23 protein-coding genes are annotated in these 25,321 nt (G+C 66.4%); 10 read left to right on the top strand and 13 right to left on the bottom strand.

The window, feature by feature from the left end; translation table 11 throughout:
- Positions 1–69 precede the first annotated feature (69 nt).
- Positions 70–948 (top strand): NAD(P)-dependent oxidoreductase, encoded by an 879-nt coding sequence (locus tag NL126_RS04285; RefSeq protein WP_255197679.1) that lies wholly within the window; start codon positions 70–72, stop codon positions 946–948.
- A gap of 11 nt (positions 949–959) precedes the next feature.
- Here the strand turns inward: NL126_RS04285 and NL126_RS04280 are convergent, their stop codons facing one another.
- Positions 960–1,850 (bottom strand): HpcH/HpaI aldolase/citrate lyase family protein, encoded by an 891-nt coding sequence (locus tag NL126_RS04280; RefSeq protein ID WP_255197678.1) that lies wholly within the window; start codon positions 1,848–1,850, stop codon positions 960–962.
- A gap of 101 nt (positions 1,851–1,951) precedes the next feature.
- Here NL126_RS04280 and NL126_RS04275 point away from each other — a divergent pair, with 101 nt between their 5' ends.
- Entirely contained in the window at positions 1,952–2,410 is a 459-nt protein-coding gene (locus tag NL126_RS04275) for a peroxiredoxin (RefSeq protein ID WP_255197677.1), read from the top strand.
- Positions 2,411–2,443: 33 nt separating this feature from the next.
- On the opposite strand, the gene NL126_RS04270 is transcribed toward NL126_RS04275, so the two are convergent.
- Complete coding sequence (locus NL126_RS04270; protein WP_255197676.1) at positions 2,444–3,214, bottom strand: SDR family NAD(P)-dependent oxidoreductase; 771 nt, start codon at positions 3,212–3,214, stop codon at positions 2,444–2,446.
- A gap of 149 nt (positions 3,215–3,363) precedes the next feature.
- Positions 3,364–4,500, bottom strand: coding sequence for an acyl-CoA dehydrogenase family protein (locus NL126_RS04265; RefSeq protein ID WP_255197675.1), 1,137 nt, complete (start codon positions 4,498–4,500; stop codon positions 3,364–3,366).
- Between the two features lie 131 nt (positions 4,501–4,631).
- Here NL126_RS04265 and NL126_RS04260 point away from each other — a divergent pair, with 131 nt between their 5' ends.
- Positions 4,632–6,320 carry an acetate--CoA ligase gene (locus NL126_RS04260; protein ID WP_255197674.1) on the top strand — a complete coding sequence of 563 codons (1,689 nt, stop codon included), beginning with the start codon at positions 4,632–4,634 and terminating at the stop codon, positions 6,318–6,320.
- 12 nt (positions 6,321–6,332) lie between these two features.
- Here the strand turns inward: NL126_RS04260 and NL126_RS04255 are convergent, their stop codons facing one another.
- The 3 genes from NL126_RS04255 to NL126_RS04245 all read right to left on the bottom strand — a co-directional run bounded on the left by NL126_RS04255 (position 6,333) and on the right by NL126_RS04245 (position 9,172).
- A complete protein-coding gene (locus NL126_RS04255; RefSeq protein WP_255197673.1) occupies positions 6,333–7,139 on the bottom strand; it encodes an enoyl-CoA hydratase/isomerase family protein in 807 nt (268 codons plus the stop codon).
- A gap of 81 nt (positions 7,140–7,220) precedes the next feature.
- Positions 7,221–7,991, bottom strand: coding sequence for a carboxymuconolactone decarboxylase family protein (locus tag NL126_RS04250; RefSeq protein WP_255197672.1), 771 nt, complete (start codon positions 7,989–7,991; stop codon positions 7,221–7,223).
- 41 nt (positions 7,992–8,032) lie between these two features.
- Positions 8,033–9,172, bottom strand: coding sequence for a CaiB/BaiF CoA transferase family protein (locus tag NL126_RS04245; protein ID WP_255197671.1), 1,140 nt, complete (start codon positions 9,170–9,172; stop codon positions 8,033–8,035).
- Positions 9,173–9,347: 175 nt separating this feature from the next.
- Here NL126_RS04245 and NL126_RS04240 point away from each other — a divergent pair, with 175 nt between their 5' ends.
- Together NL126_RS04240 and NL126_RS04235 are read left to right on the top strand one after the other, a co-directional pair.
- Positions 9,348–11,045 carry an acetate--CoA ligase gene (locus tag NL126_RS04240; RefSeq protein ID WP_255197670.1) on the top strand — a complete coding sequence of 566 codons (1,698 nt, stop codon included), beginning with the start codon at positions 9,348–9,350 and terminating at the stop codon, positions 11,043–11,045.
- Positions 11,046–11,182: 137 nt separating this feature from the next.
- A complete protein-coding gene (locus NL126_RS04235) occupies positions 11,183–12,565 on the top strand; it encodes an ABC transporter substrate-binding protein (protein ID WP_255197669.1) in 1,383 nt (460 codons plus the stop codon).
- A gap of 21 nt (positions 12,566–12,586) precedes the next feature.
- On the opposite strand, the gene NL126_RS04230 is transcribed toward NL126_RS04235, so the two are convergent.
- From NL126_RS04230 to hisD, 5 genes are all read right to left on the bottom strand, one after another.
- Entirely contained in the window at positions 12,587–14,071 is a 1,485-nt protein-coding gene (locus tag NL126_RS04230) for a dihydrolipoamide acetyltransferase family protein (protein ID WP_255197668.1), read from the bottom strand.
- Positions 14,068–15,069, bottom strand: coding sequence for an alpha-ketoacid dehydrogenase subunit beta (locus NL126_RS04225; protein WP_255197667.1), 1,002 nt, complete (start codon positions 15,067–15,069; stop codon positions 14,068–14,070). The genes NL126_RS04230 and NL126_RS04225 overlap by 4 nt, the downstream gene beginning before the upstream one ends.
- On the bottom strand, positions 15,069–16,208 hold the full coding sequence (locus NL126_RS04220; RefSeq protein ID WP_255197666.1) for a thiamine pyrophosphate-dependent dehydrogenase E1 component subunit alpha: 1,140 nt from the start codon (positions 16,206–16,208) through the stop codon (positions 15,069–15,071). The genes NL126_RS04225 and NL126_RS04220 overlap by 1 nt, the downstream gene beginning before the upstream one ends.
- A 72-nt stretch (positions 16,209–16,280) precedes the next feature.
- Entirely contained in the window at positions 16,281–17,054 is a 774-nt protein-coding gene (locus NL126_RS04215) for an SDR family NAD(P)-dependent oxidoreductase (RefSeq protein ID WP_255197665.1), read from the bottom strand.
- Positions 17,054–18,397 (bottom strand): histidinol dehydrogenase, encoded by a 1,344-nt coding sequence (hisD, locus tag NL126_RS04210; protein ID WP_255197664.1) that lies wholly within the window; start codon positions 18,395–18,397, stop codon positions 17,054–17,056. Before hisD ends, NL126_RS04215 begins: the two co-directional genes overlap by 1 nt.
- Before the next feature lie 116 nt (positions 18,398–18,513).
- Here hisD and NL126_RS04205 point away from each other — a divergent pair, with 116 nt between their 5' ends.
- Positions 18,514–20,187, top strand: coding sequence for a thiamine pyrophosphate-binding protein (locus NL126_RS04205; RefSeq protein WP_255197663.1), 1,674 nt, complete (start codon positions 18,514–18,516; stop codon positions 20,185–20,187).
- Here NL126_RS04205 and NL126_RS04200 read toward each other — a convergent pair.
- Positions 20,184–21,209, bottom strand: coding sequence for an NAD(P)-dependent oxidoreductase (locus NL126_RS04200; protein ID WP_255197662.1), 1,026 nt, complete (start codon positions 21,207–21,209; stop codon positions 20,184–20,186). The two genes, NL126_RS04205 and NL126_RS04200, sit on opposite strands and share 4 nt — an antisense overlap.
- A 241-nt stretch (positions 21,210–21,450) precedes the next feature.
- Here NL126_RS04200 and NL126_RS04195 point away from each other — a divergent pair, with 241 nt between their 5' ends.
- The 4 genes from NL126_RS04195 (at position 21,451) to NL126_RS04180 (ending at position 24,938) form a co-directional block, all read left to right on the top strand.
- Positions 21,451–22,254: an ABC transporter ATP-binding protein gene (locus tag NL126_RS04195; RefSeq protein WP_255197661.1), complete on the top strand. Its 804-nt coding sequence runs from the start codon at positions 21,451–21,453 to the stop codon at positions 22,252–22,254.
- 131 nt (positions 22,255–22,385) lie between these two features.
- On the top strand, positions 22,386–23,252 hold the full coding sequence (locus NL126_RS04190; protein ID WP_255197660.1) for a branched-chain amino acid ABC transporter permease: 867 nt from the start codon (positions 22,386–22,388) through the stop codon (positions 23,250–23,252).
- Positions 23,252–24,325: a branched-chain amino acid ABC transporter permease gene (locus NL126_RS04185; protein ID WP_255197659.1), complete on the top strand. Its 1,074-nt coding sequence runs from the start codon at positions 23,252–23,254 to the stop codon at positions 24,323–24,325. Before NL126_RS04190 ends, NL126_RS04185 begins: the two co-directional genes overlap by 1 nt.
- Before the next feature lie 229 nt (positions 24,326–24,554).
- Complete coding sequence (locus NL126_RS04180) at positions 24,555–24,938, top strand: hypothetical protein (RefSeq protein WP_255197658.1); 384 nt, start codon at positions 24,555–24,557, stop codon at positions 24,936–24,938.
- Between the two features lie 18 nt (positions 24,939–24,956).
- Here NL126_RS04180 and NL126_RS04175 read toward each other — a convergent pair whose 3' ends face one another.
- Positions 24,957–25,319: a Rieske (2Fe-2S) protein gene (locus NL126_RS04175; protein ID WP_255197657.1), complete on the bottom strand. Its 363-nt coding sequence runs from the start codon at positions 25,317–25,319 to the stop codon at positions 24,957–24,959.
- Between the last annotated feature and the right edge of the window lie 2 nt (positions 25,320–25,321).

The following is a 25,321-nucleotide window of genomic DNA, read 5'->3' as shown; positions in this document are numbered from 1 at the left end:
CCGATAGATGACTACGAGTGGGATGGTACCCAAAAATTTATTTATCGGTACGCTACTTCTTGACAAGTGATGACACGGATAGGATTCATTGGGCTAGGCAACTTCGGGAAGCCGATCGCCGAACACCTCCTCTCTGCTGGCTACGAGATGACTGTCTACGACATCAGAGACGAAGCCGTCGCCTCGCTCGTCGCCAGCGGCGCACAGGGTGCCGACTCGCCGGCGGCCGTCGGCAAAGAGGCCGACGTGGTGTTCACCGTTCTCGTCAATCCCGACCAGGTAGAGGCTGTCGTCTCCGGCCCCGATGGGTTGCTCGAAACGCTCGACCCGGGAGCGACACTCATCGACGTCACGACGGGGCTCCCCGACGCGACGGACGAACTCGAGCGGATGCTCGCGGAGCACGACGTCGACCTCCTCGGGGCCCCCGCGAGCGGTAACCAGCGGGCGGGGGAGCTGACGGCCATGGTCGCTGGTCGCCGCGAGCTGTTCGAGGAACACCGCGAGCTGTTCGACCCGTTCTCCAGCCGGGTCTTCCACGTCGGTGACCGCCCGAGCGACGGGAACGTGGTCAAACTCCTCAACAACTACCTGACGTACAACAACCTCTACGCGGCATGTGAGGCCGTCGTCGCGGGCCACGCCGCCGGACTCGATCGCGAGAAACTCCTCGAAGTCATCAACGCCAGCGCCGGTAGCAGCACCGCGACCCGGTACATCATCCCGGTTCACGTTCTCGACGGCCAGTACGACATCCAGGGAAGCATCGGCATCGCCGACAAGGACCTCCGGCTCGTCGACCAGTTCCTCGAGGACAACGCGACGCCGGGGATGCTCGCCTCGAACGTCCGCCACCTGTTCAGATTCGTCGCGGCCGACATGGGTGGCCCGACGGACCTCAGCCGCACCTACGACTTCGTCCAGGAGAAGATGGCCGAAGAGAAGTAGACTCCCGTTTCCTAGTCGAGGACGCCGTACATCTTCGCGCGTTCGAGCTTCTTCTTGGCCGTCCGGAAGTGCGCCCGGTCGATCATCTCGCCGTTCCACCGGATGATGCTCTTTCCAGCCTCGAACGCGTCCTCGATCTCGTCGACCATCGCCTGGATCTCGCGCATCTCTTCGGCGTCGGGCGTGAACACGTCGTTGACGACCGACGCGTGCGAGGGGTGGATGATCTCGTAGCCGCCGTAGCCGAGCTGGCGCGCGAACTCCGCATGCTCTCGCAGCCCCTCGACGTCGTCGATGTCGGTCCAGACGCCCGAGATGATCTGTTCGAGCCCCGCGGCCTTCGCCCCTGCGAGGACGTTCGACCGCGCGTACAGCGACTCGAGCCCTTCCGTCGTGAACTCGTAGCCGAGCGCCCGGTTGAAGTCACCGTCGTTGGTCGTCCCGCCGGTGATTGAAGCGACCCGGTCGCTTGCCGTACAGATCTCGTAGGGGTTGTAGAGGCCGTACGCCGACTCCGGCAGGAGGAACAGTTTGGTGTGGCCCTCCTCGAGTCCACGGCGGCGTTCGACGTACGTCACCGCGTTGTCGACGTACTCGACGTACGCCTCGGAGTCGACCTTCGGGAGGACGAGCGCGTCCAGGTTCGGGTGGAGTATCTCCGCGATGTCGTCCTCGAACCAGCCGGTCTCCGGCGCGTTGACCCGGGCGGTGATGTGGGTGTCCGTCTGGTCCAGTTCCGGGAGCGCTTCCCTGACGAGCTCCCTGGCCTTCTGTTTGTCCTGGGGGACGGTCCCGTCCTCCAGGTCGAAGATGACGCCGTCGGCGTCCGTCTCGAAGGGCGTGTTCTCCACCCACTTTCGGTTCCCTGCCGGTACGTACAGTAGCGACCTCGCTGGGTACATAACCGAGAGTGCGCAGCAGCCAAGTTATATCTATGGGTGGCGCTCACACACCCCCGACGGCGCCACCAACGGTTTTGCTCCCGCGGCGTGTACGTCGAGGTATGCCACTCCAAACGGGGGCCCCCGCCCCGACGGTGACCGCACCGAACCAGCACGGCACCCAGGTCAGTCCCGCGTTCGACGACCCGACGGTCGTCTACTTCTACCCCGAAGACGAGACGCCGGGCTGTACGACCGAAGCCGTCGAGTTCACGGCGGAACTCGAGACGTATCGGGAGGTGGGCGTGGCGGTGTACGGCGTCTCGGTCGACGACGTGGAGTCGCACGCGGCCTTCGCGGCGAGCCACGACATCGAGGTCGACCTGCTCGCCGACCCCGACGGCGAGGTGGCGGCGGCGTTCGGCGTGGAGTTGCGTGCGGACGGGAAAACACCCCGGACGACGTTCGTCGTGGTCGACGGCGAGATCTACGACGTCTACACCGACGTGAAGCCGTCCGGCCACGCCCGCACGGTACTCGGTGACCTGCTCGACGACGGAATCGTCGACTTCCCGGACTGACCCGGGAGCGGACTCGTCGACCTACAAACTACCCTACGAGTAGCCGCCGTTGACGCTGATGACCTGCCCGGTGACCCAGTCGGCCGCGTCGCTGGCGAGGAACACGGCCATGTACGCGGAGTCCTCGGGCTGGCCGAGCCGGTTCAGCGCGTAGTTCTTCAGCATCCGGTCGCCGTGCTTCTCGATGAGTTCGGTCGTCGCGGGGGTGTGTGTCGCCGCCGGCGAGATGCCGTTGATGCGGATGCCGAACTCTCCGATCTCCCGCGAGAGCGCCTTCGTGAACACCGCGACGCCGCCCTTCGACGAGGCGTAGAGCTTGTCGTCGCCCCGTTCCTGGCCCTTGTGTGCCTCGGAGATGAAGTTGACAATCGCGCCCGACTCCTGCTCCATCATGTGCTGGATGGCGGCGTGCGTCGTGTTCACTGGCCCGCGGAACGTCACGTCGAACTGGATCTGCCAGTCGTCGGGCGTCGTCTCGTAGAACGGCTTCAGCGAGCCGTGGTCGCGCAGGCCACCGGCGGCGACGTTGACGAGCACGTCGATACTCCCGAACTCCTCGACCACCTCGCCGATGACCGTCTCGCAGGCGTCGTAGTCGCTCACGTCCAGTTGTCTGAACACCACCGTCGCGTCGTACGACTCGTCGAGGTCCGCCGCGACCGCCGTTCCCTCCTCCACGGAGACGTCCGTGACGACCGTCGTCGCTCCTTCCTTCGCCAGTTCCTCCGCGACTGCACTGCCGATGCCGCCGGCCGCGCCCGTCACGAGCGCGACGTCACCACTGAGGTCTATCTGCTCTTTCATCTAGTTCGAGGTTCTTTGCGACCAGCATATAGCTTTCCCCGGGGGCTCCCACGCTAGGCAATCGCTACTGTCGACCGGACACAAAACGTCGCTACAGGTCGACCGGACACACGAAGCGGACCGCGAGAGAACGAAGTCGAACCGGTCGGTCAGTGGTGGACGTACTCGCGGCCGAGCATCTCGCGAGCGATGATGTGCTTGAGGATCTGCGGCGTGCCGTCGGCGATGACGTTGCCGATGATGTCGGAGAACCGCTGGCCGATGCCCGACTCCTGGGAGTAGCCCCAGTGGCCGTGGAGGACGGTACACTCCTTGACGACCTGGAAGCTCACCTCCGCGGAGTACCACTTCGACATCGCGGCGTCCTTCGTGTGCGGCAGGTCGTTCTCGAGCCGCCAGCAGACCTCGTAGCACTTCAGCCGCGCACAGTCGAGTTTGGTCTCGAACTCCGCGAGCTGGAACTGCGGCCCCTGGTTCGTCGCGACCGGCTTGCCGAACGTCTCCCGCTCCTTCAGGTACTCGGCGGTCTGGTCGACGGTCGCCTGCGCACAGCCGATACAGAGGAAGCCGATCCACGGCCGCGTGTAGTCGAACGTCTCCATCGCGATCTTGAACGCGTTCCGCTCGGAGACCATGTTCTCGGCAGGGACGCGCACGTCGTCGAAGTAGATCTGGCCCCAGCCGTCGATGGCCGTGCCGATGGCCTCGTACGGCAGCACCTCGACGCCGTCGGCGTCGAGCGGGGTGAGGAACGCCCGGAAGTCGTCCGAGTCGCCCAGCCGGCAGAACGTCACGTTGTAGTCGGCGTACTGCGAGGAGGTGATGGCGATCTTCTCGCCGTTGATGACGTACTCGTCGCCGTCCTTCACGGCGTTCGTCTCGATGGCGAGCGCGTCCGAGCCGTGGTCGGGCTCGGTCAGCCCGAACGAGAGCTTGTTCTCCCCGCGGACGTTCGCCGCGGCGATCTCCTTGTGCTTCTCGTTCCCGTGTCGGCCGAGCGTCACGTTCCCGAGGATCTGGTTGTGGACGACGTTGGCCAGCCCGACGTCACCGCGGCCGAGCTCCTCCATGATGATGCCGCCGGTCATGATGCCGAGGTCGTCACCGTCGAGCTCCTCGGGGAGGAGTGCGCCCATCACGCCCATGTCGATGAGGTCCTGGTAGACGTCCTCCGGGAAGTTCTCCTTCGAGTCCCAGTCTTGCGTTTGACCGATGACGTTCTCGTCGACGTAGTTGCGTAGCTGTTCCGCGATCATCCGCTGTGTCTCGGTCTTACTGAAATCCATCGTTCTGGTCGGAGTGTCCTCTAAGCTGGACTACCTGAAGGCTGGTTCGCACGGTATTAAATATTGTGCTAACCGTCCCCACACGCGACCGCGGGGATACACCTATGTGAGTTCGCACCAGGATACGTCCTATGCCGTCGGTACCAGACATCGAGGCGTACACCTTCTACGAGGAGGAGTGGGACAGCTACGAGGAGCTGGTCGAATCGTTCGAACACGACGTCCCCGAGCGGTTCAACCTCGCGACGTACCTCTGTGACCGCTGGGCCGACGACAAGGGTCGGGTCGCCATCTTCGGCGACGGCACCGACGAAGCACCCCGGACGTTCACCTACTGGCAACTTAGACAGATAACCAACCGGCTCGCGAACTATCTCCAGCAACAGGGTATCGAACGTGGCGACCGGGTTGCGGTCAACGTCCCCCAGAAGCCGGAGACGGCGATGGCGCACCTCGCCGCGTGGAAGTTGGGGGCGGTGTCGGTCCCGCTGAGCTCCCTGTTCGGTCCGGACGCCCTCTCGTACCGCCTCCGTGACAGTGGGGCGAAGGCGCTCGTGGTCGACGCCGAGAACGTCGACACCGTCAGAGACGTCCGGGCATCGCTCGACGACCTGGAAACCGTGCTCACGGTCGGGGCCGTCGACCACGAGGCCGACGAGACGGACTTCTGGACCGCCCAGGACGGCGCCTCTCACGCGTTCGACACCGTCGACACCGCCGCCGAGGACACCGCCTCTATCATCTACACGTCGGGGACGACGGGCGACCCGAAGGGCGTCGTCCACGCCCACCGACTCGTGCTCGGGCTCCTCCCCGATTACCTCGCCAGCTACTGCAACTTCCAGTTGGACGAGCGCGACGTCATCTGGTCGCCCGCCGACTGGGCCTGGGTCGCCGGGCTCTACTCGACGATGGCGACGACGCTGTATCACGGCCGGCCGGTCGTCGCGTACAACGCGACGGGGAAGTTCGACCCCGTCGAGACGTTCGAGCTCGTCGAGCGCTACGGTATCTCCGTCTCGTTTATCCCGCCGACGGCGTTGCGGATGATGATGCAGGAGACGGAGGCTGCGGCCGACTACGACCTCACGAGCCTTCGGAGCATCTGGTCCGGCGGCGAGTCGCTCGGCGACGAGATCAGCGAGTGGGCCGAGGACACCTTCGAGGGAGCGGTCGTCCACGAGGTGTACGGCCAGACCGAGGCCGTCAACATCGTCAACGAGATCTCGACGCTCTACCCGAAACGCGAGGGGGCGCTCGGGAAGCCCTCGCTCGGGCGGCTCGACGTCGCGCTGTTCGACGCCGCCGAGCGCGACCAGCGTGTCGGGGTCGACGAGGTGGGCGAGATCGCCGTCAAGTACGAGGGCGACCCGGAGTGTTTCAAGGGCTACTGGAACAAGCCGGAGGCCACGGCTGAAACCGTACAGAACGACTGGCTGTTCACGGGTGACCTCGCGAAACGCGACGCCGACGGCTACTACTACTTCGTCGGCCGCAACGACGACGTCATCATCTCGGCGGGCTACCGCATCGGCCCCAAGGAGGTCGAGGACGTGCTCGCGGGCCATCCGGCCGTCGTGAACGTCGGCGTCATCGGTGTCCCGGACGACCTCCGGGGGGCGGTGCCGAAAGCGTTCGTCGAACTCGGCGGCGGCTACGAGCCCTCCGACGCCCTGGTCGAGGAACTCCAGCAGCGGGCGAAAGATGCACTCGCACAGTACGAGTACCCGCGCGAGATCGAGTTCGTCGACGCGCTCCCGCTGACGGTCACCGGGAAGGTTCGGCGCAACGCCATCCGGGAGCAGGAAGGTATCGAGTGACGGTCTGCGGCGTTAGCGGTCCATGAACCGCTGGAGCCCCTCTTTCGCGGCCGACGACAGCAGGTGGATGTTCGCCATCTCCCGTTCGAGTTTCAGCCCGTCGTCCAGCGTGGTCCGCAGGCTCTCGTTCGCGAGGTACTTCTGTCGCTTCAACGCGAGCGGGTGGTGTTCGGCGACGCGTGTTCCGAGGTCGGCGACGGCCTCCTCCAGCGACTCGTCCTCCTCGGTGATGCGGTTCACCAGTCCCCATTCCTTCGCCGTCTCGGCGGAGATGGCATCGCCGGTGAGCAGGAGTTCTTTCGAGCGGCGCACGCCGACGATTCGCGAGAGTCGCTGGGTCGCGCCGCCACCGCCGATGAGGTTGAAGTTGATGTGCTGGTCGCCGAACGTCGCCTCCGGGGTCGCGACCACGAGATCACAGACCAGCGTGAGTTCGAGCCCACCAGCGAGCGCCTGCCCCGAGACGCCCGCGATGACCGGGAGTGGGGAGTTCTCGAAGGCGTCGTAGACGCGGTGCCACTGCTCGTTGAACTCGACGACGGCGTCGGAGTCCTCGGACTCGATGATGGGGAGGACGCTGTTCAGGTCCGCCCCCGAGGAGAAGAACCGGTCGCCGGCCGTGCGTATGGCGAGCGCCCGGACGGCGTCGTCGGCCTCCGCCCGAACCCGTGCCTCGTCGACCTCCGCGAGCGTCTCCGGCCTGAGGGTGTTCCCCTTCTCCTGTCGGTCGATGACGATCTGGGCCAGGCCGTCCTCGACGGTGTACTCGATATCCTCGAAATCACCGCCACTAGCGGCTGTGCTGTCTTCGTCGGACATGATTCGTCCCTACATCTCACGCCGCGTCCGATAAAGGTTCCGCGCGTCGAGGGTCGCAATACCCGGTCCGAGAGCAGTCCGCTACACGCGGTCGGGGAGCAGCCCGCGTTTCGCGGCCTCCTCCTGCAGGAGCGGCAGTCCCGCCGCGACCGTGTGGATGCCGGTCGTACTCGCCAACTGGAGCACCTCGCCGATCTCCTCGGGGGTCGCGCCGAGCCGCAGCGCGTTGCGGACGTGGACCGTCAGCCCCGCGGTGTAGAGGTGGGAGGTGCCGGCGTCGATGGCGATGTAGAGGAACTCCATCTCCACCGGGTCGAGCACGCCGGCGTCGTAGGGGTGCCGCAGGAAGTCGTAGAGGTGTTCCCAGTAGTCGGGGTCGCTCTCGATGATGGCGACGACGTCGTCCCAGACCGCAGAGAAGAACGCTCTGGTCTCCTCGAGCTCGTCGACGATGCGCTCGCTCGACTCGGAGCCCGCCGCCGCCGGTGGCTCGTCGGCTTCCTCGACGAGGATGGGGTAGCCGACGGTGGCCGAGTGCATCCCGAGGATGCTCACCAGCTCGAGCACCGCCAGCAGTTCCTCGTAGGTCGCGCCCACGTCGAGCGCCCGGCCGACGTGCTCGCGAACCGCGGGCTCGTAGAGCGCCGTGGTCGCACTGGCGAGCGCGACGTTGACGAGTTCCTTTATTCGGGGGTCGAGGCTCCCCGACTCCCAGGGGTGCTCGGAGAGCCCCCGATAGGTCTCGTAGAACGCGGGGTCCTCGTGTCGCAGGTCGGCGAGCTGGTCGGCGAGATACGTCCGCTCGTCCTCCGCTGGCGGTGACTCGTCGCTGTCGTCGTCTCGTGGTACCATGCCCCAATGGGCACCTCGGGGGTAATAACGTTTCGTGGGGCTCAGTCGAGCTCCCGGTCCGTGACGACACCTGCGTCGGCCAACTCGGCGAGTTCGTCGGTGTCGTAGCCGGCTCGCGCGAGCGTCTCGGCGACGGCAGCTTCCGAGCCCCCCCGCTCGACGTTGCTGAACGCGATGGGGAGCGCGAACGAGAGCGCCGGCTCGCCCTGCTCGTCGGGCGTCAGGAGGTGCTCGCGTGCGGCGACCTGCGGGTCCTCGACCGCCTCGGTCGTCGTCTGGACGGGCGACACTGGGATGTCCTCGCCGAGGTCGTCGACCCACGCGTCGAGCGGTCGTTGCCGGAACTCGTCCTGGAGCTCCCGGTAGGCGTCGCTGTCTTGTCCACCTGTCGCGAACTGCTCGTCGACCAGGTCGGGCCGGTCGAGCGCCTCACAGAGCCCGACCCAGAAGTTGCGCTCCATGGCACCGAGCGCGAGGTGCCGGCCGTCGGCGGTCTCGTAGGTGTTGTAACACGGGTACTCGCCGCCGATGACGGGGTCGTGGTCGCGGGCGACCACGTCGCTCGTCGTCCACGGCGCGTGGACGGCGTTCCACGAGGCGATGACGTCGAACATCGCGAGGTCGACGTACTGGCCGCCGCCACCGCGGTCGCGGCCCCACAGCGCGACGAGGGCGGCGAGCGCGAGCATCGTCGCCCCGCCGTAGTCCGCCACGGGCGTCTTCGGGGGCGCGGGGTCGTCCTCGTCGAGGAACCCGGCGACGGCCTGGTAGTTGAGGTCGTGGCCCGGCTCGCTGCGCCGGGGACCGGTCTGACCATACCCCGACAACGAACAGTAGACGAGGTCGTCGTTGATCGCCTGAAGGGTGTCGTAGTCGACGCCGAGTCGCTCGGCCGTTCCCGGGGCGAACCCCTCGACGACCACATCCGCCTCCGCAACGACGTCGTGGACGAACTGCCGGCCGCGGTCGTCCTTGAGGTCGACTTTCACCGACCGTTTCCCCTCGTTCAGCATGCGGTAGGTCTCCCGGTACTCGGCCGACTCGGGGTCGCCGAGGTAGTCACCGTGCGGCGGTTCGACGCTCACCACTGCCGCCCCGGCGTCCGCGAGAAGTTTCGTCGCGTACGGCCCGGGGAGTTTCAGCGAGAGGTCGACGACCGTGACGTCATCGAGCGGTCGCATCGCCTCCCTCCTGGTCGCTCGCTGGCGCGTTGACTGGGTTCGACATGCGTGGATACCGACGCTAACTCTCCCGGCGACCCGCATAAATGTTTGTGCGGACCGCCTGTCCGAAATCTCTCCGTTTCCTGTCAGAAAGAACTATAGTTCCGACTCGCAACCTCTCCGAGTACGAACCATGTCTCCCGTTCCCACGGTCCCGGACATCGAGGCGTACACCTTCTACGAGGAGGAGTGGGACAGCTACGAGCAACTGGTCGACGCGTTCGAACACGACGTCCCCGAGCGATTCAACCTCGCGACGTACCTCTGTGACCGCTGGGCCGACGACAAGGGTCGCGTCGCCATCTTCGGCGACGGCACCGAGGAAGACCCCCGGACGTTCACCTACTGGCAACTTAGACAGATAACGAACCGGCTCGCGAACCATCTGCGGGCACAGGGCGTCGAACGCGGCGACCGCGTCGGCGTCTACCTGCCACAGAAGCCGGAGACGGCGATGGCCCACCTCGCCATCTGGAAGCTGGGGGCGGTGTCGGTCCCGCTCAGCCCGTTGTTCGGGCCCGAGGCCCTCGAGTTCCGCCTCGCCGACAGCGGCGCGAAGGCGTGTATCGCCGACGCACAGTGCGTCGAGTCGCTGCGGGAGGTCAAATCGGAGCTCGCCGACCTCGGGACGATTCTCACCGTCGCAGTCGACGACCCCGACGCCGACGAAGACGACTTCTGGGCCGTCCAGAGCGACGCCTCGCACGCGTTCGAGACGGTCGAGACCGACGCGGAAGCGAACGCCGTCATCCTCTACACCTCGGGGACGACCGGCGACCCCAAGGGCGTCGTCCACGCCCACCGGTTCCTGCTCGGGGGGCTCCCGAACTACCTCGTGGGGCTCTGTGACCTCGCCGTCGAGGAGTCGGACGTGGTCTGGACCCCCGCCGACTGGGCGTGGATCGCCGGCCTGTTCGTCACCATGGCGCCGACGCTCTACCACGGCCGGCCCCTGCTCGCCTACTACCGCGACGGGGGGTTCGACCCCGTCGAGACGTTCGAGCTCGTCGAGCGCTACGGCGTCTCGGTCACGTTCCTCCCGCCGACCGCCATCCGGATGATGATGGCGGCGAGCGACGAGGCCGACGACTACGACCTGACGAGCGTGCGGAGCATCGCCTCCGGCGGCGAATCGCTCGGCGCCGACGTCAGTGAGTGGGCCGAGGACACCTTCGAGGGCGCCGTCGTCCAAGAGGTGTACGGCCAGACCGAGGCCATGTACATCGCCCAGGAGATACAGCAACTGTTCCCGCGCCGCGAGGAGTCGATGGGCAAGCGGGGGCTCGGGCGAAACGAGGTGGCGCTGATGGACCCGGACACCGGCGAGCCGACCGTCGGCGTGAACGAGGTGGGCGAAATCGCCATCCGCTACGAGGACGACCCCATCGTGTTCAAGGGCTACTGGAACAAGCCCGAGAAGACCGCCGAGGTGCAGCGCGACGGCTGGCACTACACCAGTGACACGGCCACCCGTGACGCGGACGGCTACTACTACTTCGTCGGCCGGAAGGACGACGTCATCATCTCGGCGGGCCACCGCATCGGCCCCGACGAGGTGGAGGACACGGTGGCCGCCCATCCAGCAGTCGTCAACGTGGGCGTCGTGGGCGTGCCGGACCCCGAACGCGGTGCGATTCCCAAGGCGTTCGTCGAACTCGCCCCCGGCTACGAGCCCTCCGACGACCTGAAGCGCGAACTCCAGCAGTACACGAAAGACCACCTCGCGAAACACGAGTACCCGCGTGAGATCGAGTTCGTCGACGCCCTGCCGCTGACGGTCACCGGGAAGGTCCGGCGGACGGACCTGCGAGAGCGCGAAGGGCTGGAGTAGCTGGAAGCGAGCCCAACCGAGATACTGAACACGGTTTGTCGCGACGTAGAAGGGCATCGACCGCGCCGGTGTTTCCGGGAAGTCGTGCTGACCGGTGGATTTATAATAGATAATAATCGAGTTCGTAGAAGACTAGCATGTCTCGAGGAGTAGAGGGGTCTAGACGGTCAGAGTCGGCAGTACGAACGAACAGGCGTCGGTTCCTGCAGTCTACCGCGGGCGGCGTCGCCGTCGGTCTCGCCGGCTGCACGAGCAATGGCAATGGCAACGGCAACGGGGGCGACGGGGGCGATGGGGGTGATGGAGGCGGGGATGGACCGACGGAGGATGGCGGGACGGACACACCCCAGCGGTCGAGTCCAATCAAACTGGGGGTTCTGGCGCCACTCCCGGACAACACGTCGTTCGGTGAGGCGATGGCAGACTCGGTTCGGTTGATGGCGACCCAGCTCAACAACGACGGTGGACTCCTCGGTGTCGATGTCGAAGTCGTCGTCAAAGACACCGAGCTCTCACCAGACACTGCACGGCAAGCGTACCGTGAACTGATACTCCAGGATGAGGTGGATGCGACGTTCGGTGTCTTCAGCAGCGAGAGTCACCTTGCAATCATCGACGATATAGCACAGCAGCAGACCGTTCACGTCGCTGGTGGAACCGGCACGACGCAATTGAATCAGCTGGTCCGAGACGACTACGAGTCGTACAAGTACTGGTTCCGTAACCTCCAGAACGGAGATATCCAGGGGATGAATCAGGGGCTGTTCGCCCAAGAGCAGTTCGACGACATCGGCTGGTCCGACATCGCGCTCCTCGTCGAGGACATCGAGGGCTACAAATCGTACGCGAGCGGATTCCGTGCGAACCTCCCCGACAGCGTGACGATTCAGGTGGACGAAAACTTCGCGGCAGGCACCGAGGACTACAGACCACTCTTCCGGCGGGCCGAGAACAACGATGTCGACGCGGTCTGGATATACGCCTCCGTAACGGGGGCGACAGCCGTGAACCAGTGGTCGAGGTCGCAAGCCGACTTCGAGCTCGGCGGCGTGCTCGTCGCCGCCTCGAACCCGAACTTCTACCGGAACGTCGACGGAGCACAGTACACTGTGACGGCGATTGTGGGCGGAACACCAGCGTATCGGCCGACAGAGATGACGACGGCGTTCATCGAGGCATACCAAGCAGAGTTCGACAAACTTCCACCAGATTACACCGGCTACACCACCTACGACGCGGTATTAGCCTGGGTCACCGCGGTCCAAGAGGTCGGCACGACCGACGCCGATACAGTGGTACCTGCGCTCGAGAACGTCTCGTACACCGGCACGATGGGAACTGTCGAGTACTACCCACGAGACCACAAGTGGGCGCACGACGTCAAGTACGGTGAGGGCCTCGTCGTTCCGCCGGTTGTTCAGTGGCAAGCCGGCGATGGCCCCGATGGGAAGCAAGCACTACTGTGGCCCGAGTCGGTCGACACCGATGCGTATCAGGCACCGCCATGGGTGAGCCGATAAAATACGACAGCAGTTGAGACGTTAGTCGAGCAGGAACAGTTCGGGCGTCTCGAGTTGCTCCTTCACGCGGTTGAGGAACTGCGTCGCCATCGCCCCGTCCACGACGCGGTGGTCGAACGACAGCGAGAGCTTCAGGACGTGCCGCTTGACGATGTCGTCGTCGACCACCCGCGGCTTCTCCTTGACCCGACCCATCGCGATGATGCCGACCTCGGGGTAGTTGATGATCGGTGTCCCGTGTTCACCGCCGTACGGACCGATGTTGCTGATGGTGAACGTGCCGCCCCGCATCTGGTCGCGGGTGATGCTGCCGTCTCGCGCCTGCTGGGTCACCTCGTTCACCTCCGCGGCGATCTGGAGCAACCCTTTCTCGTCGACGTCGTCGACGACGGGCACTCGAAGCCCGTCTTCGGATTCGGTCGCGATGCCGACGTTGTAGTCGCCCTTCAGGACGATCTCCCCAGCGTCGGTGTCCAGCGAGGCGTTGAGATACGGGAACTCCTGGAGCGCGGTGCCGACTGCCTTGACCGCGAACGAGAGGTACGTGAGCTTCGCGCCGCGTTCCTCGGCGGGACCGACGAGCCGCTCCCTGAGTTCGACCAGTTCGGTGACGTCCACCTCGTCGACGGTCGACACGTGGGGGATGGTGAACTTCGAGCGCTCCATCTGCTCGCCGATGGTGCGCCGGACGCCTCGGTAGGGAATCCGCTCCTCGACCGTGACGGACGTGTCGGTCTCCGCAGGCCCCGAGCTCGGCGTGGGCGCCTGCGTGTCGGCACCCCCTTCGGCGAACTCACGGACCGCATCGATCGTGACGAACGTCTCGCCCTCCCACGTCTCGACCTCGGGGACGGCGTCGATGTCGACGCCGAGCTCGTGCGCGACGCGACGGGTCGTCGGCTGGGCGAGCGTCCGGTCGCGGGCGGCGGCCGACGAGGCCGGTTCGCTGACCGACTCGACCTCGACCGGGCCGCCCGAATCGTCGCTCCCGGTGGTGGTGTCCGCCTCGGCGTCCGCTGCGGCCTGTACGTCGGCCTCCGTGACCCGCCCGCTCGGTCCCGACCCGGTCAGGTCGTCGAGCGCGACGCCGTGTTCTCGTGCGAGGCGGCGGACGCTCGGCGGGGCGAACGACCGGCCGGCCGTCGTCGCCGGGGCCGTCTCGGAGTCGTTCTCGTTGGCCGCCGACGCCGCGTCGCTCGCGGCGGGCGTCGGCGCCGACTCGCTGGTGCTACTGGCGTCGCTGGCCGTCCCGGCCGCCGCTCCGTCGCCGACCTCGAAGACGACGAACACGTCGCCGACGGGGATGACGTCGCCCTCGCCGAACAGCAGTTCCGACACCGTCCCGTCGACCGGTGCCGGGATGTCGACGACCGCCTTATCCGTCTCCACCTCCGCGATGACCTGGTCCTCCTCGACCCGGTCACCTTCGGCGACGTACCACTGGAGGAGTTCGCCCTCCGCCGTGCCCTCGCCGACGTCCGGGAGGGGGTACTCGTGGGTGCTCATGCGAACTGGGGGAACTCCGCCGTCGTTCGGATGCCGTCGACGATGCGCGCGACGTTCACCATGTAGTACCGCTCGAGGTCCGGGAACGGGTAGGGGACGTCCCAGCCGGTCACCCGCTCGACCGGGGCTTCGAGGTAGAGGAACGCCTCCTCCTGGATGCTGGTGGTGAGTTCGGCGGCGAGGCCCCCGGTCTTCGGCGCCTCGTGGACCACCACGGCGCGCCCGGTCTTCTTCGCCGAGGCGACGACGGCCTCGCGGTCGAGCGGCGAGAGCGTCCGGAGGTCGACCACCTCGACGTCGACCTCCCCCTCGAGTTGTCGCGCCGCTTCGAGCGTCGGCCGAGTCATGGCCCCCCACGTGAACACCGACACGTCGGCCCCCTCTCGGCGGACCGCGGCCTCCCCGAGCGGCACCTCGTAGGCGTCCGTCGGGACGGCCTCCCGGAACGAGCGGTAGATCTTCTTCGGCTCGAGGAACACCACCGGGTCGGGTTCGCGGATGGCTGCGGTGAGCAGCCCCTTCGCGTCGTGTGGCGTACTCGGGACGACTACCTTCAGCCCCGGGTAGTGCGTGAAGATGGCCTCGGTCGACTCCGAGTGACTCTCCGGCGAGTGGATGCCACCGCCGTACGGCGCTCGAACGACCATCTCGGCGGTGAAGCGCCCTCGTGTGCGGGACCGGACCCGTGCGGCGTGGCTGAGTATCTGGTCGACGGCCGGATAGATGAACCCCATGAACTGTATCTCGGCCACGGGCCGGACGCCGAAGAAGCTCATCCCGATGGCCGTGCCGACGATGCCGCTCTCCGCGAGCGGCGTGTCGATGACCCGGTCGTCGCCGAACGCCTCGTAGAGCCCCTCGGTCGCCCGGAAGACGCCGCCGTTGACGCCCACGTCCTCGCCCATCACGACGACCCGGTCGTCGTCGGCCATCGCGTCGTGGAGCGCACTGTTCACCGACTCGACGAGCGTGAGCCGCTCGGTCTCCTCGGCCGCCATCAGAACCCCCACTCCACGGTGAACGCGTCGTCACCGTACTGCTCGCGGAGCGACTCGACATCCGCGGCCTGCCGTTCGAGCTCCGGCGTCGGCTCGTGGTAGACGTGGTCGAACATCGCCGCCGGTTCCTCGGCGGCGGCCTCGGCGGCCTCGACGGCGTCGTCGACCGTCTCGTCGACGCGTGATTCGATGTCCGCGACCGTCTCGTCGTCGAGCCGCCCCGTCCGCTGCAGGAACGCCTCCAGTCGGGCGATGGGGTCTCGCTCGGTCCACTCCTCGACCTCGGCCTCGTCGCGGTACTTCGAGGGGTCGTCCGAGGTGCTGTGTCCACCCAGTCGGTAGAGGAGGAGTTCGATGAGCGACTGTCTGGACTCGCCGTCGCGGGGATCCTTCGCCCGCCTGACGGCCTCGGCGGTGGCGACGTACACCGCGAGTGGGTCCATCCCGTCGACGTAGACGCCGTCGAAGCCGTACGCCGTGGCCTTCTGCGCGACCGTCGCGCTCCCGGTCTGCCGCTCGAAGGGGACCGAGATGGCGTACTGGTTGTTGTTACAGACGAAGATGCTGGGAGTATCGAACGCGCCGGCGAAGTTCAGCCCTTCGTGGAAGTCGCCCTCAGAGGTGGCGCCGTCGCCGAAGTGACAGAGGAACGCCCGGTCGTCCGCACCGAGGATTTCTGCGGCCATCGCCAGCCCCGTCGCGTGGGGAATCTGGGTCGCCACGGGTGTCGGCGGGGCGACGGTGTTGTACTCCTCGGGGATGTGGTCGCCGGGCTCTTTCCCCATCCAGTGCATGAACATGTAGCGGGGGTCGATACCGCGGGCGAGCATGGTTCCGTACTCGCGATAACACGGGACGAGCCAGTCGCGCTCGTCGAGCGCGTGCGCGGTCGCGACGTGTGCTCCCTGGCCGTAACAGGAGGCCAGCGTTCCCGACCGCCCCTGTCGCTGGAGGCTCACCGCTCGTTGGTCGGTCCGTCGGGTGAGCTTCATGTCGTGATACAGGTCGACGAACTCCTGGTCGGTCAGGTCCGGGAGTAACTCGTCGTCGACCACGTGGCCCTCCGGGTCGAGCACCTGCACCGCAGCCGGCGGGGCGTCCGGCGCCTCGTACTGGAAGATGTCGTGACTACCTGTCATAGGCGGGTTCGTGGTACCACGTCACGTGGGCACTCGCATAAACCTTCGCGCGTCATCCCCCGTGACCGCCGCTCAGTACCAGACGGTGCCGGCGTCGACGTTGATGTCCTGGGCGGTCACGTTCCGCGCGGCGTCGCTCGCGAGGTACGCGACCATCCCCGCGACGTCCTCGGGTTCGGTCAGCCGCCCGAGCGCGGTGTCGTCGGTGAACACCGACCGCTTGGCCGTCTCGAACGACACGCCCCGCCGGTCGGCCTGTGCGGCGATGACGTCGTCGATGCGGGGGCCGCGGGTCGCACCCGGACAGACCGCGTTCACCGTCACGTCGTCGTCCCCGAGTTCGAACGCGAGCGTCCGGGTGAGGCCGACGACGGCCAGCTTCGAGGTCGTGTACGGCGTCCGGTTCTCCAGCGGTCGCTTGCCGCTGATCGAGGAGACGTTGACCACGCTCCCCCGGTCGCTCGCCCGCAGGTGCGGGGCGGCGTGTTTGACACAGCGGAACATCCCCGTCACGTTCACGTCCATCGTCCGTTCCCACTGGTCGACGGTTAGCTCCTCGACGGGGGCCGTCGGCCCCGCGATGCCCGCGTTGTTGACGAGACAGTCCAGTCCCCCGAACGTCTCGACCGTCTCCCCGATGGCCGCCTCGACCGACGCCTCGTCGGTCACGTCCGTCTCGACCGGGAGCGCCCGGCTCTCGGCGCCGGTCTCGGCGGCCGTCTCGTGGATACCGTCGCTGCGTGCGGCGAGCGCGACGTTCGCTCCCTGGCGTGCGAGTTCGAGTGTGATGGCCCGGCCGATACCCTGGCTCGCCCCCGTGACGAACGCCGTGGTGCCGTCGAGCATCACGGCTCCTCCGAGAGGTCGACGCCGCCGCCGCTGTCGAGGTCGAGCTCGCGCGCGAGCTCACGGCTCGACGCCGAGACGATGCGTTTCTCGGCCGAGAGCTGGTGGGCGTGGGTCCCCTCCATCTCACAGATCTTCGCGGCCCACGGCGCGATGCCGTCGGCCCCTGCCGCGGTGAGCTCCTGGTGGGTCAGCACCTTCAGGTACGTCGTGACGTTGATACCACCGCTGTACCGCGCGACGGCCAGCGTCGGTAGCGTGTGGTTCGTCCCGACGGCCTTGTCGCCGAACACGACCGGCGCGTGGTGGCCGAGGAACAGCGAGCCGTAGTTGTGGAGGTCGTCGAGCAGCTGGCGCGGCTCGTCGATCATCACCTGCAGGTGTTCGATGGCGTAGTCGTTCGCGACGTCGGCGGCCGCCGCCAGGTCGTCGACGACGACCACCTCTCCGTTCGTCTCCCAGCACTCGCGAGCCGTCGCCTCGGTTCGGAGCGCCGGGAGTTGTGCGTGGAGTTCGTCGACGACCGCCGCCGCAACGGCCTCGTCGGTCGCGACGAGGATGGGTCGCGACCGGGGGTCGTGCTCTGCCTGTGCGAGCAGGTCCGTCGCGACCATCGCGGGGTCCGACGTCTCGTTCGTGAGACAGAGCACCTCGCTCGGTCCCGCGAGGAAGTCGATGCCGACGTGGCCGAACACCTGTCGTTTCGCCTCCGTGACGTAGACGTTGCCCGGTCCGGTTATCTCGTCGACGGCCGGCACCGTCTCGGTGCCGTACGCCATCGCGGCGATGGCCTGTGCCCCGCCCGCGACGTAGATCTCGTCGGCGCCCGCACGGTCCATCGCGTACAACTGGGCCGCCTGGACGCTTCCGTCTGCCTGCGGCGGTGCGCAGGCGACGACGGTGTCGACGCCGACGACCGTCGCCGGCACGATGGTCATCGCGGGTGCGGCGACCAGCGGGTGGCGACCGCCGGGGACGTACACGCCCGCCCGTTCGACGGGAACTAGCCGCGTTCCCAGCGTGACGCCGGGGTGGAACTCCGTCTCGAAGCCGTCGAGGTTCGCCGCCTGCTCCTCGTGGAACGCGCGGACGTTCGCGATGGTGTTGTCGATGGCCCGGCGCTCGGTGGTCGACAGCGAGTCGGCGGCGGCAGCGAGCTCGTCGTCGCTCACCCGGAGGTCCGTCCGCTCGACGTCGTCGAACCGCCGTGTCAACGCTCGCACGCCCGCGTCACCGTCCGCGCGCACCGTCTCGACGATGTCGCGGACCGACTCGCGGACGTCGTCGGGAATCTCCAGCGACGCATCGGCTGCTCGCTTGAGGTAGGTTGGTTCGGTACCCATGCTACTGCACACCACGATTGGACACTAAACCCTTTGTGTCCCGCAGCAGGTCGTGTCGCCGGCGGGTCCGAAACTACAATAGCGTTGAGTGTGGTGTGATACCAAGAGACGAGAACATGAAGCTCTCAGACGCCATCATCAGACTGCTCGTCGAGGAGAACGTCGACACGCTGTTCACGCTCATGGCCGAGGACGTCATGGGCATCACGGCGACGGCCCGGGCCGACTGGGCCGACGACCTCAGCGTGGTCGACGCGCGGCACGAACAACTGGCGATGGCGATGGCCGACGGCTACGCCCGGACCCACGACGACATCGGCGTCTGCGTGGTCGGGCGCGGTCCGGCGATCGCCCAGACGGGGACGGCGCTCGGGACGGCGAACGTCTACGGCTCGAAGCTGCTGGTCATCACCGGCGAGACACCGACGACGACGCTCGGCGGCCTCAAGTACTTCGACCAGGAGACGTTCCTCGGTCCCGTCACCGAGGACGTGCTGTCGGTCCGTGACGAGGACGCCCTGCTCCCGGTGTTCCGCGACGCGTTCCGGCGACTCCGCCGCGACCGTGGCCCGATCGTCGTTCAGGTGCCGTGGAACCTGATGGACGCGGAGACGGACCTCGACGTGGACTGGGAGACCGAGCTGTTCGGGACGGACGCGGTCGACGACGCCGCGAGACGCCGTCCCGACGCCGAGAAGGTGACGGCGGCCGTGGACCGCTATCTCGAATCCGACGCGAGCACCCCGCCGGTGATTCTCGCCGGTCGGGGGGCGGTCGCGTCGGGCGCGAAACCGGCCATCGAACGACTCGCCGAGCGGACGAGCGCGTTGCTCGCGACGAGTCTGCAGGCCCGCGGCTACTTCTCCGACCACCCCTTCTCCATCGGGTTCCCGGGGACGTTCGGCTCGAACCTCGCGAACGAGTACGTGACGAACGCCGCCTTCGTGCTCGCGGTCGGCTGCAGCCTCAACAACCACACGACCGACGTGGGCAGACTCGTCGACGAGGCGACGGTCGTCCACGTCACCGACGAGCCGGCGCACCTCGAACGCTACACGCCCGTCGACCTCGCCGTCGTCGGCGACGCTCGCGAGACCGTCGCGGCCATCGACGCCGAACTCGACGAGATGGGCATGGACTTCTCGGGGACGTTCTGGACGGAGAACACCGAGCGCCGACTCGCCGACGCCGAGCCGTGGGGCGACGCCACCTTCGTCGACACGCCGGGGCGGATGGACCCCCGAGAACTGATGGTCGAACTCGACGCTCGCCTCCCGGACGAGCGGCTCGTCGTCACCGACGCCGGCCACTTCATGAACTGGGTCATCGACGGCATCACCGTCGACCACCCCGACGACTACATGTGGACGCTCGACTTCGGCGCCATCGGCATCGGCTTCCCGATGGGTATCGGTGCGGCGTGGCAGGAGGACGAGCGGACGCCGGTCACGTTCGTCGGTGACGCCGGGTTCCTGATGTCGCTTCAGGCGCTCGATACGGCAGTCCAGCAGTGGATTCCGTCGGTGACGGTCGTCGTCAACGACGACGCGCTCGGCTCGGAGTACCACCAGTTGAAGAACCGGAATCTCAACGCGTCGGCAGCCGTCGCGGAGACGCCCGACCTCGCGGCGCTCGCTCGCGACTTCGGTGCCGAGGCCCACACGATCACGTCCGTCGCGGACCTCGATGCGGTCGACCTCTCGACGCGGCCGTCGGGGCCGGTCGTCCTCGACTGCAAGATCGACCGTGACGTGAAACACCGGTTCTACGAGTCGGACCACATGAACTAGCGGTGCGACGGCGAGAGCAGCGCCTCGTCGACCGGTTCGGCGTACACGTCGGGGTTGACGAGATTGGCCGGCACCTCGTCGTGGAGGCGAGCCAGGATGGCCTCGCTCACGATCTCGCCCTGTTCGGTCATCGTCTCGATGAGCACGCCCGCCATGTGCGGCGTCATCAGGCAGTCGTCGAGGTCGAGCAACGGGTTGCCCGCGACGTTCGGTTCGTCCTCGAACACGTCGACGGCTGCCCCGGCGATCCACCCTTCCTCGACTGCCTCCGCGAGTTCGGCGTCCGCGTAGAGCCCCCCTCGAGTCGTGTTCACGAGGTAGGCGCTCTCCTTCATCTGCTTGAACTGCTCGGTGCCGAGCATTCCCTTCGTCTCCTCGGTGAGGGGACAGTGTAGCGAGACGAAGTCCGACTCCGCGAGCAGCGTGTCGAGGTCGACGAGGGTGACGCCCAGTTCGTCGGCACGCTCCTCGGAGAGATACGGGTCGTGCGTGAGTATCTCGACGTCGAACGGCTCGAGGAGGTCGACCACGTTCGAGCCGATCATTCCCATCCCGACCGTCCCGACCGTCTTCCCGTAGAGCGTGTGGCCCATCAGCGAGATGCGGTTCGCGAACCCGTCGGTGCGGAGGTGGTTGTCGAGTTCGATGGCGTTGCTCGCACAGGTGATGAGCATCCCGAGCGTCGACTGCGCGACCGCCCGGCCGACGGGCTGGGGGGCGTTCACGACGGCGATGCCGCGTTCGGTGCAGGCGCCGATGTCGATGTGGTCGAGGCCCGCGCCGAACGCCGAGACGAGCTTGAGGTCGTCGAGCCCGTCGAGCGTCTCCGGCGTCACGTGCTGCTGGATGGCGACCAGCGCGTTCGCGCCGGCGAGATCCTCGCTCCGCAACACGTCGTGATTCTGTGTCGTGAGGAACTCCACCTCGATGTCGTCGGCGCCGTACAGCGCCCCCAGGCCCATGTCGTAGTCCCGGTCCGGGACCCGGAGGTCGTTCGAGACGTACACCGTAAACTGGGTCATTACCGTTGCGTATTTCGAACACCGAGATAAAATCGTTTCGCCCATTGCGAGAGACGGTGCGACGACGATTCGCCACCGGCGTGCGGCCCCGTCGCGACCCGACCAGCAGGTGTGATACCACCCCACAATCTTTATCATCGTTCCCCATCCTCTCACGAACAGGCATGAGTCATCTCCGCTACCAGAGCCGGCTACGGACTGCACGCGACCCGAGGCGGCACGGCCCCCGGGGGACGCGGCCGTGAGTGACACCGCCTCGACGGCAGAGACGGAGCCGCAGACTATCGACGAAGCGGGTGTGTACGGTCCCGACGACGGCATCCTCGTCGTCGACAACCTCGTGAAGCGGTTCGGCGGGCTGGTCGCTGTCGACGGGCTCTCGTTCGCCATCCAGGAGCAGGAGATCGTCGGGTTCATCGGGCCGAACGGCGCCGGGAAGTCGACGACGTTCAACTGCATCACCGGTATCTACCCGGTCACGTCGGGAACCATCTGGTACAAAGGCGAGGACATCACCGACGCGAAGCTCCACCACCTCATCGACCGCGGGCTGGCCCGCACGTTCCAGTCGTTCCGTCCCCTCAACGACCGGAACGTCGTCGAGAACGTCGCGCTCGCACACTCCTCCGGACGGCTCCTCACCGCGTCGGGGCTCATGGGCAAGACGACCGAGGAGGCTGCGAAGATCTGTGAGAGCGTCGGGCTCGGCGACAGCCTCTACCGGATGCCCGACGAGCTCCCGCACGCCGGTATCCTTCGACTGGAACTCGCCCGTGCGCTGGCGACCGACCCCGACCTGCTGCTCATCGACGAGCCGTTCGCCGGGCTCACCGACCTCGAGGTCCAGCGCATCTCGGACCTCCTGCTCGAAAAGCGGGAGCAGGGGTTGACGATGATCGTCGTCGACCACAACATGCGTGGGCTGCTGTCGCTCATCGACCGCGCGTTCGTCATCAACTTCGGCTCGAAGATCGCCGAGGGGACACCCGAGGAGATCCGCGAGGACAAAGGCGTTCAGGACGCGTACCTCGGTGGCGAGCTGTAACGGGTACGCCCCGGCTGCTGGGCCGTTCTGGGTCGTGCTGCTGGTGGGCTGGCTACGGAAGCGACGGCATCATTTGTGCCACGCTATCATTACCCAAAACATTATTGCTACCATAGGCATACCAATCCTCAATGTCCGTACTTACAGATGCCATCGTCATTGGGTTCCTGCTGAGCGCCCTGTACGCGCTCGTCGCAGTCGGGTTCACGATGATCTTCGGCGTCGGTGGCGTACTCAACGTCGCTCACGCCGCGTACGTCACCATCGCGCCGTTCTTGATGTTCTACGCGACCAAGCAGTTCGGGCTGCCGGCGTGGCCGGCCGCGATACTCGCCGTCCTCTTCACCGCGGTGTTCAGCGTCGCCGTCTACGTCGGCCCCGTGCGACTCGTCGAGGGTGACCCCATCGTCGTCGTCATCGTGACACTGCTCCTGTTTCTCATCGTCGAGGAGATGTTCCTGGCGCTCGAAGGGACGGCCGCGCTGTCGATTCCCACGCTCGTCTCCGGCCGGACGAAGATCGCCGACGTGACGGTGTTGTACAACCAGATCCTGATGTTCGTCCTCTCGTGGCTGTCGATACTCGGGGTGCTGTGGTACATCAATCGGACGCGACAGGGGCGTGCGATCCGCGCGGTGAGTATGAGCAAGCGCGGAGCCGCACTCGTCGGTATCAAGAAGTTCGACATCTCGGTGTACACCTGGTTCATCGCTGGGGCGCTCGCGGCCATCGCGGGGCTCTTCCTCGGGATGTTCCAGACCGTCGTCTACAACATGGGGCTGAACCCGCTCGTGCTCGCGTTCTCCATCGTCATTCTGGGCGGCATCGGGTCGATCCGTGGGAGCATCGTCGGTGCCCACGTCATCGCGTTCCTCGAGACGTTCACGACGTCGTTCGTCTCGCCCCGTCTGACCGGGCTCGCACCGCTGGTGCTGCTCGTCATCGTTCTCGTCGCCCGACCAACTGGACTGTTCGGCCGTGAGGAGGCGAGCGACTGATGTCGACGAAGTCGTTCGTCGGTGACCTCGGAGGCAAGGTCCGCGCCGTCGTCGACCGCCTCTCGCTGTCCTACCGGCACCTGTTCGGCGTCCTCGGCCTCGTCCTGCTCGCGGTCCTCCCGTTCGGTATCGGTGTGCTCGACCTGCTGAAGATGATCACCGTCCTCTACTTCGTGATGTTCATCATCAGCTGGGACTTCGTCTCGGGCTACACCGACCAGGTGAGTTTCGGCCACACGTTCTTCTTCGCGACCGGCGGCTACACCTCCGCCCTGCTGAACATCGAGCTGGGTATCTCGCCGGTCATCGGGATCGCCATCGGCGTCGTGCTGGCGGCGGTCGGCGGCCTCCTGTTCAGCGTCCCGGCGCTCCGCATCGAGGGCCACTACCTGGCGCTGTTCACGCTCCTGCCGCCGCTCATCCTGTTGCAGGTGTTCCAGTTGAACTCGGATCTGTTCGGCGGTCGACGGGGGCTCCAGGGGGCGGAACTGCTCGTCGAGATGGGCGATTTCAACGCGACCGCGATGGCGAACTACTACGTGGCGTTCGCGCTGTTCCTCGTCATCTTCACCATCGCGTTCGTCATCACTCGCTCGGACACCGGGGCCATCTTCAAGGGCATCCGTGAGGACAAACTGGCCGTCTCCGCGAGCGGTCACAGCCCGGCGAAGTTCAAGACGTTCGCGATGGTCGTCAGCGCCGCCATCGGCGGACTGGCGGGCGCGATGTTCGTCCACACGCCCGTGGGCAGCGCCTCGCCGACGCAACTGCTCGACCTCATCGTGATGATCGACATCCTGCTCGCGGCCATCATCGGTGGTATCGGGACCATCGTCGGCCCGACGATCGGCGGGTTCATCTTCTGGTGGCTGAAGGACTTTGCCAGCGACATCGAGTACACGATTCCCGTCATCAACGCCCCGTTCGCCCGGTTCGACATCCTGGTGTTCTACCTCATCACCCTCTTGATTCTGCTGTTCATCCCCGAGGGAATCCTCAAGAAGGTCATCGAGCTCGGTCGAGGAATCCTCGACCGCCGTGGCGGCGGACAGCAAGGACTGGACGCGGAGTGACCCAGCTGGCGTGTAGGTTCTTCTCACGCCGTGCCATCGAACGCACGCTCCTCCCTCCGTCTCTGGCCACCTGACGGAGACCGAGGTGGCGGCACCGAGGATTTTATGCGACCGGCCGTTCGTGTGAACCGTATGCACAGGAACAGTACGGACCGGCGACGCGTGGTTTCGCTTCGACGTTCCATCCGTGTCGTCGGTCGCCGGGACACGATGGACGGCACGCACCACGATGAGTGACGGTCACGGGCGGGACGCCGCACTCCCCGCCGGCTACGACGAGGAGGATCCGTACGAAGGTGAGGACCTCTCGACGTATCCCGAGTGGTGGCGCGAGAACATCGAGGAGTTCCGCCGTCACGAGATGCGCCCGTATCGACCGCCACGCTTCTCGGACGGAACACTGGTCCCGCCGACGTTGATGGCACTGGAGGCGGAACTCGGCGTCGAACTCAGGCTCCGGGCGGTGAACCCGGAGGTCGGAAAGAACTGGGAGGTGACCGTCGACGGCACGCACGTCGCCGAGGTGGGGCGAACACGCGAAGGAGAGGGGTTCACCGAGTACGACATCGACAAGGCGACGTTCGAGTCGACGGTCCGGTCGGCAGTCGAGTGACGCGAGCGTGGCGCCGGCTCACGCGACGACGTAAATCTCGCCGTCCTCGACCTCGACCTCGTACGTGGGGACGGAGTAGCGGTCGTCGTCGATACACTGCCCGCCTTTGATATCGAACTTCCAGGCGTGCCAGGGACACGAGATGATCTCGTCCTCGCGGGTGGACTCCCACGACCAGCCGTCCTCCGCGATCTGCGTATCGCCGGTGACCCGCCCCTCACAGAGCGGCCCGGCCTGGTGGACACAGTAGTTCAACACCCCGTGGTACTCCTCGTCGATGCGGAACACGGCGATCTCCTTGCCCTGGATCTCCGTGATGATGCGCCCCTCGCTCGTGGTCTCGAACTCCGATTCGCTGGCGACGTGATGGCGGCTCGGCATCG

The organism is Halorarius litoreus, from assembly GCF_024362405.1.
GTDB classification, from domain to species: domain Archaea; phylum Halobacteriota; class Halobacteria; order Halobacteriales; family Haloarculaceae; genus Halorarius; species Halorarius litoreus.
The sequence above is the reverse complement of the archived record's forward strand: the minus strand, read 5'-3'. Positions and strand labels throughout refer to the sequence as shown.

What these genes read in the sequence shown, in the direction of transcription:
- NL126_RS04285 (WP_255197679.1), top strand. Translation starts at nt 70, where the DNA reads ATGACACGGATAGGATTCATTGGGCTAGGCAACTTCGGGAAGCCGATC.
- NL126_RS04280 (WP_255197678.1), bottom strand. Translation starts at nt 1,850, where the DNA reads ATGTACCCAGCGAGGTCGCTACTGTACGTACCGGCAGGGAACCGAAAG.
- NL126_RS04275 (WP_255197677.1), top strand. Translation starts at nt 1,952, where the DNA reads ATGCCACTCCAAACGGGGGCCCCCGCCCCGACGGTGACCGCACCGAAC.
- NL126_RS04270 (WP_255197676.1), bottom strand. Translation starts at nt 3,214, where the DNA reads ATGAAAGAGCAGATAGACCTCAGTGGTGACGTCGCGCTCGTGACGGGC.
- NL126_RS04265 (WP_255197675.1), bottom strand. Translation starts at nt 4,500, where the DNA reads ATGGATTTCAGTAAGACCGAGACACAGCGGATGATCGCGGAACAGCTA.
- NL126_RS04260 (WP_255197674.1), top strand. Translation starts at nt 4,632, where the DNA reads ATGCCGTCGGTACCAGACATCGAGGCGTACACCTTCTACGAGGAGGAG.
- NL126_RS04255 (WP_255197673.1), bottom strand. Translation starts at nt 7,139, where the DNA reads ATGTCCGACGAAGACAGCACAGCCGCTAGTGGCGGTGATTTCGAGGAT.
- NL126_RS04250 (WP_255197672.1), bottom strand. Translation starts at nt 7,991, where the DNA reads ATGGTACCACGAGACGACGACAGCGACGAGTCACCGCCAGCGGAGGAC.
- NL126_RS04245 (WP_255197671.1), bottom strand. Translation starts at nt 9,172, where the DNA reads ATGCGACCGCTCGATGACGTCACGGTCGTCGACCTCTCGCTGAAACTC.
- NL126_RS04240 (WP_255197670.1), top strand. Translation starts at nt 9,348, where the DNA reads ATGTCTCCCGTTCCCACGGTCCCGGACATCGAGGCGTACACCTTCTAC.
- NL126_RS04235 (WP_255197669.1), top strand. Translation starts at nt 11,183, where the DNA reads ATGTCTCGAGGAGTAGAGGGGTCTAGACGGTCAGAGTCGGCAGTACGA.
- NL126_RS04230 (WP_255197668.1), bottom strand. Translation starts at nt 14,071, where the DNA reads ATGAGCACCCACGAGTACCCCCTCCCGGACGTCGGCGAGGGCACGGCG.
- NL126_RS04225 (WP_255197667.1), bottom strand. Translation starts at nt 15,069, where the DNA reads ATGGCGGCCGAGGAGACCGAGCGGCTCACGCTCGTCGAGTCGGTGAAC.
- NL126_RS04220 (WP_255197666.1), bottom strand. Translation starts at nt 16,208, where the DNA reads ATGACAGGTAGTCACGACATCTTCCAGTACGAGGCGCCGGACGCCCCG.
- NL126_RS04215 (WP_255197665.1), bottom strand. Translation starts at nt 17,054, where the DNA reads ATGCTCGACGGCACCACGGCGTTCGTCACGGGGGCGAGCCAGGGTATC.
- hisD (WP_255197664.1), bottom strand. Translation starts at nt 18,397, where the DNA reads ATGGGTACCGAACCAACCTACCTCAAGCGAGCAGCCGATGCGTCGCTG.
- NL126_RS04205 (WP_255197663.1), top strand. Translation starts at nt 18,514, where the DNA reads ATGAAGCTCTCAGACGCCATCATCAGACTGCTCGTCGAGGAGAACGTC.
- NL126_RS04200 (WP_255197662.1), bottom strand. Translation starts at nt 21,209, where the DNA reads ATGACCCAGTTTACGGTGTACGTCTCGAACGACCTCCGGGTCCCGGAC.
- NL126_RS04190 (WP_255197660.1), top strand. Translation starts at nt 22,386, where the DNA reads ATGTCCGTACTTACAGATGCCATCGTCATTGGGTTCCTGCTGAGCGCC.
- NL126_RS04185 (WP_255197659.1), top strand. Translation starts at nt 23,252, where the DNA reads ATGTCGACGAAGTCGTTCGTCGGTGACCTCGGAGGCAAGGTCCGCGCC.
- NL126_RS04180 (WP_255197658.1), top strand. Translation starts at nt 24,555, where the DNA reads ATGAGTGACGGTCACGGGCGGGACGCCGCACTCCCCGCCGGCTACGAC.
- NL126_RS04175 (WP_255197657.1), bottom strand. Translation starts at nt 25,319, where the DNA reads ATGCCGAGCCGCCATCACGTCGCCAGCGAATCGGAGTTCGAGACCACG.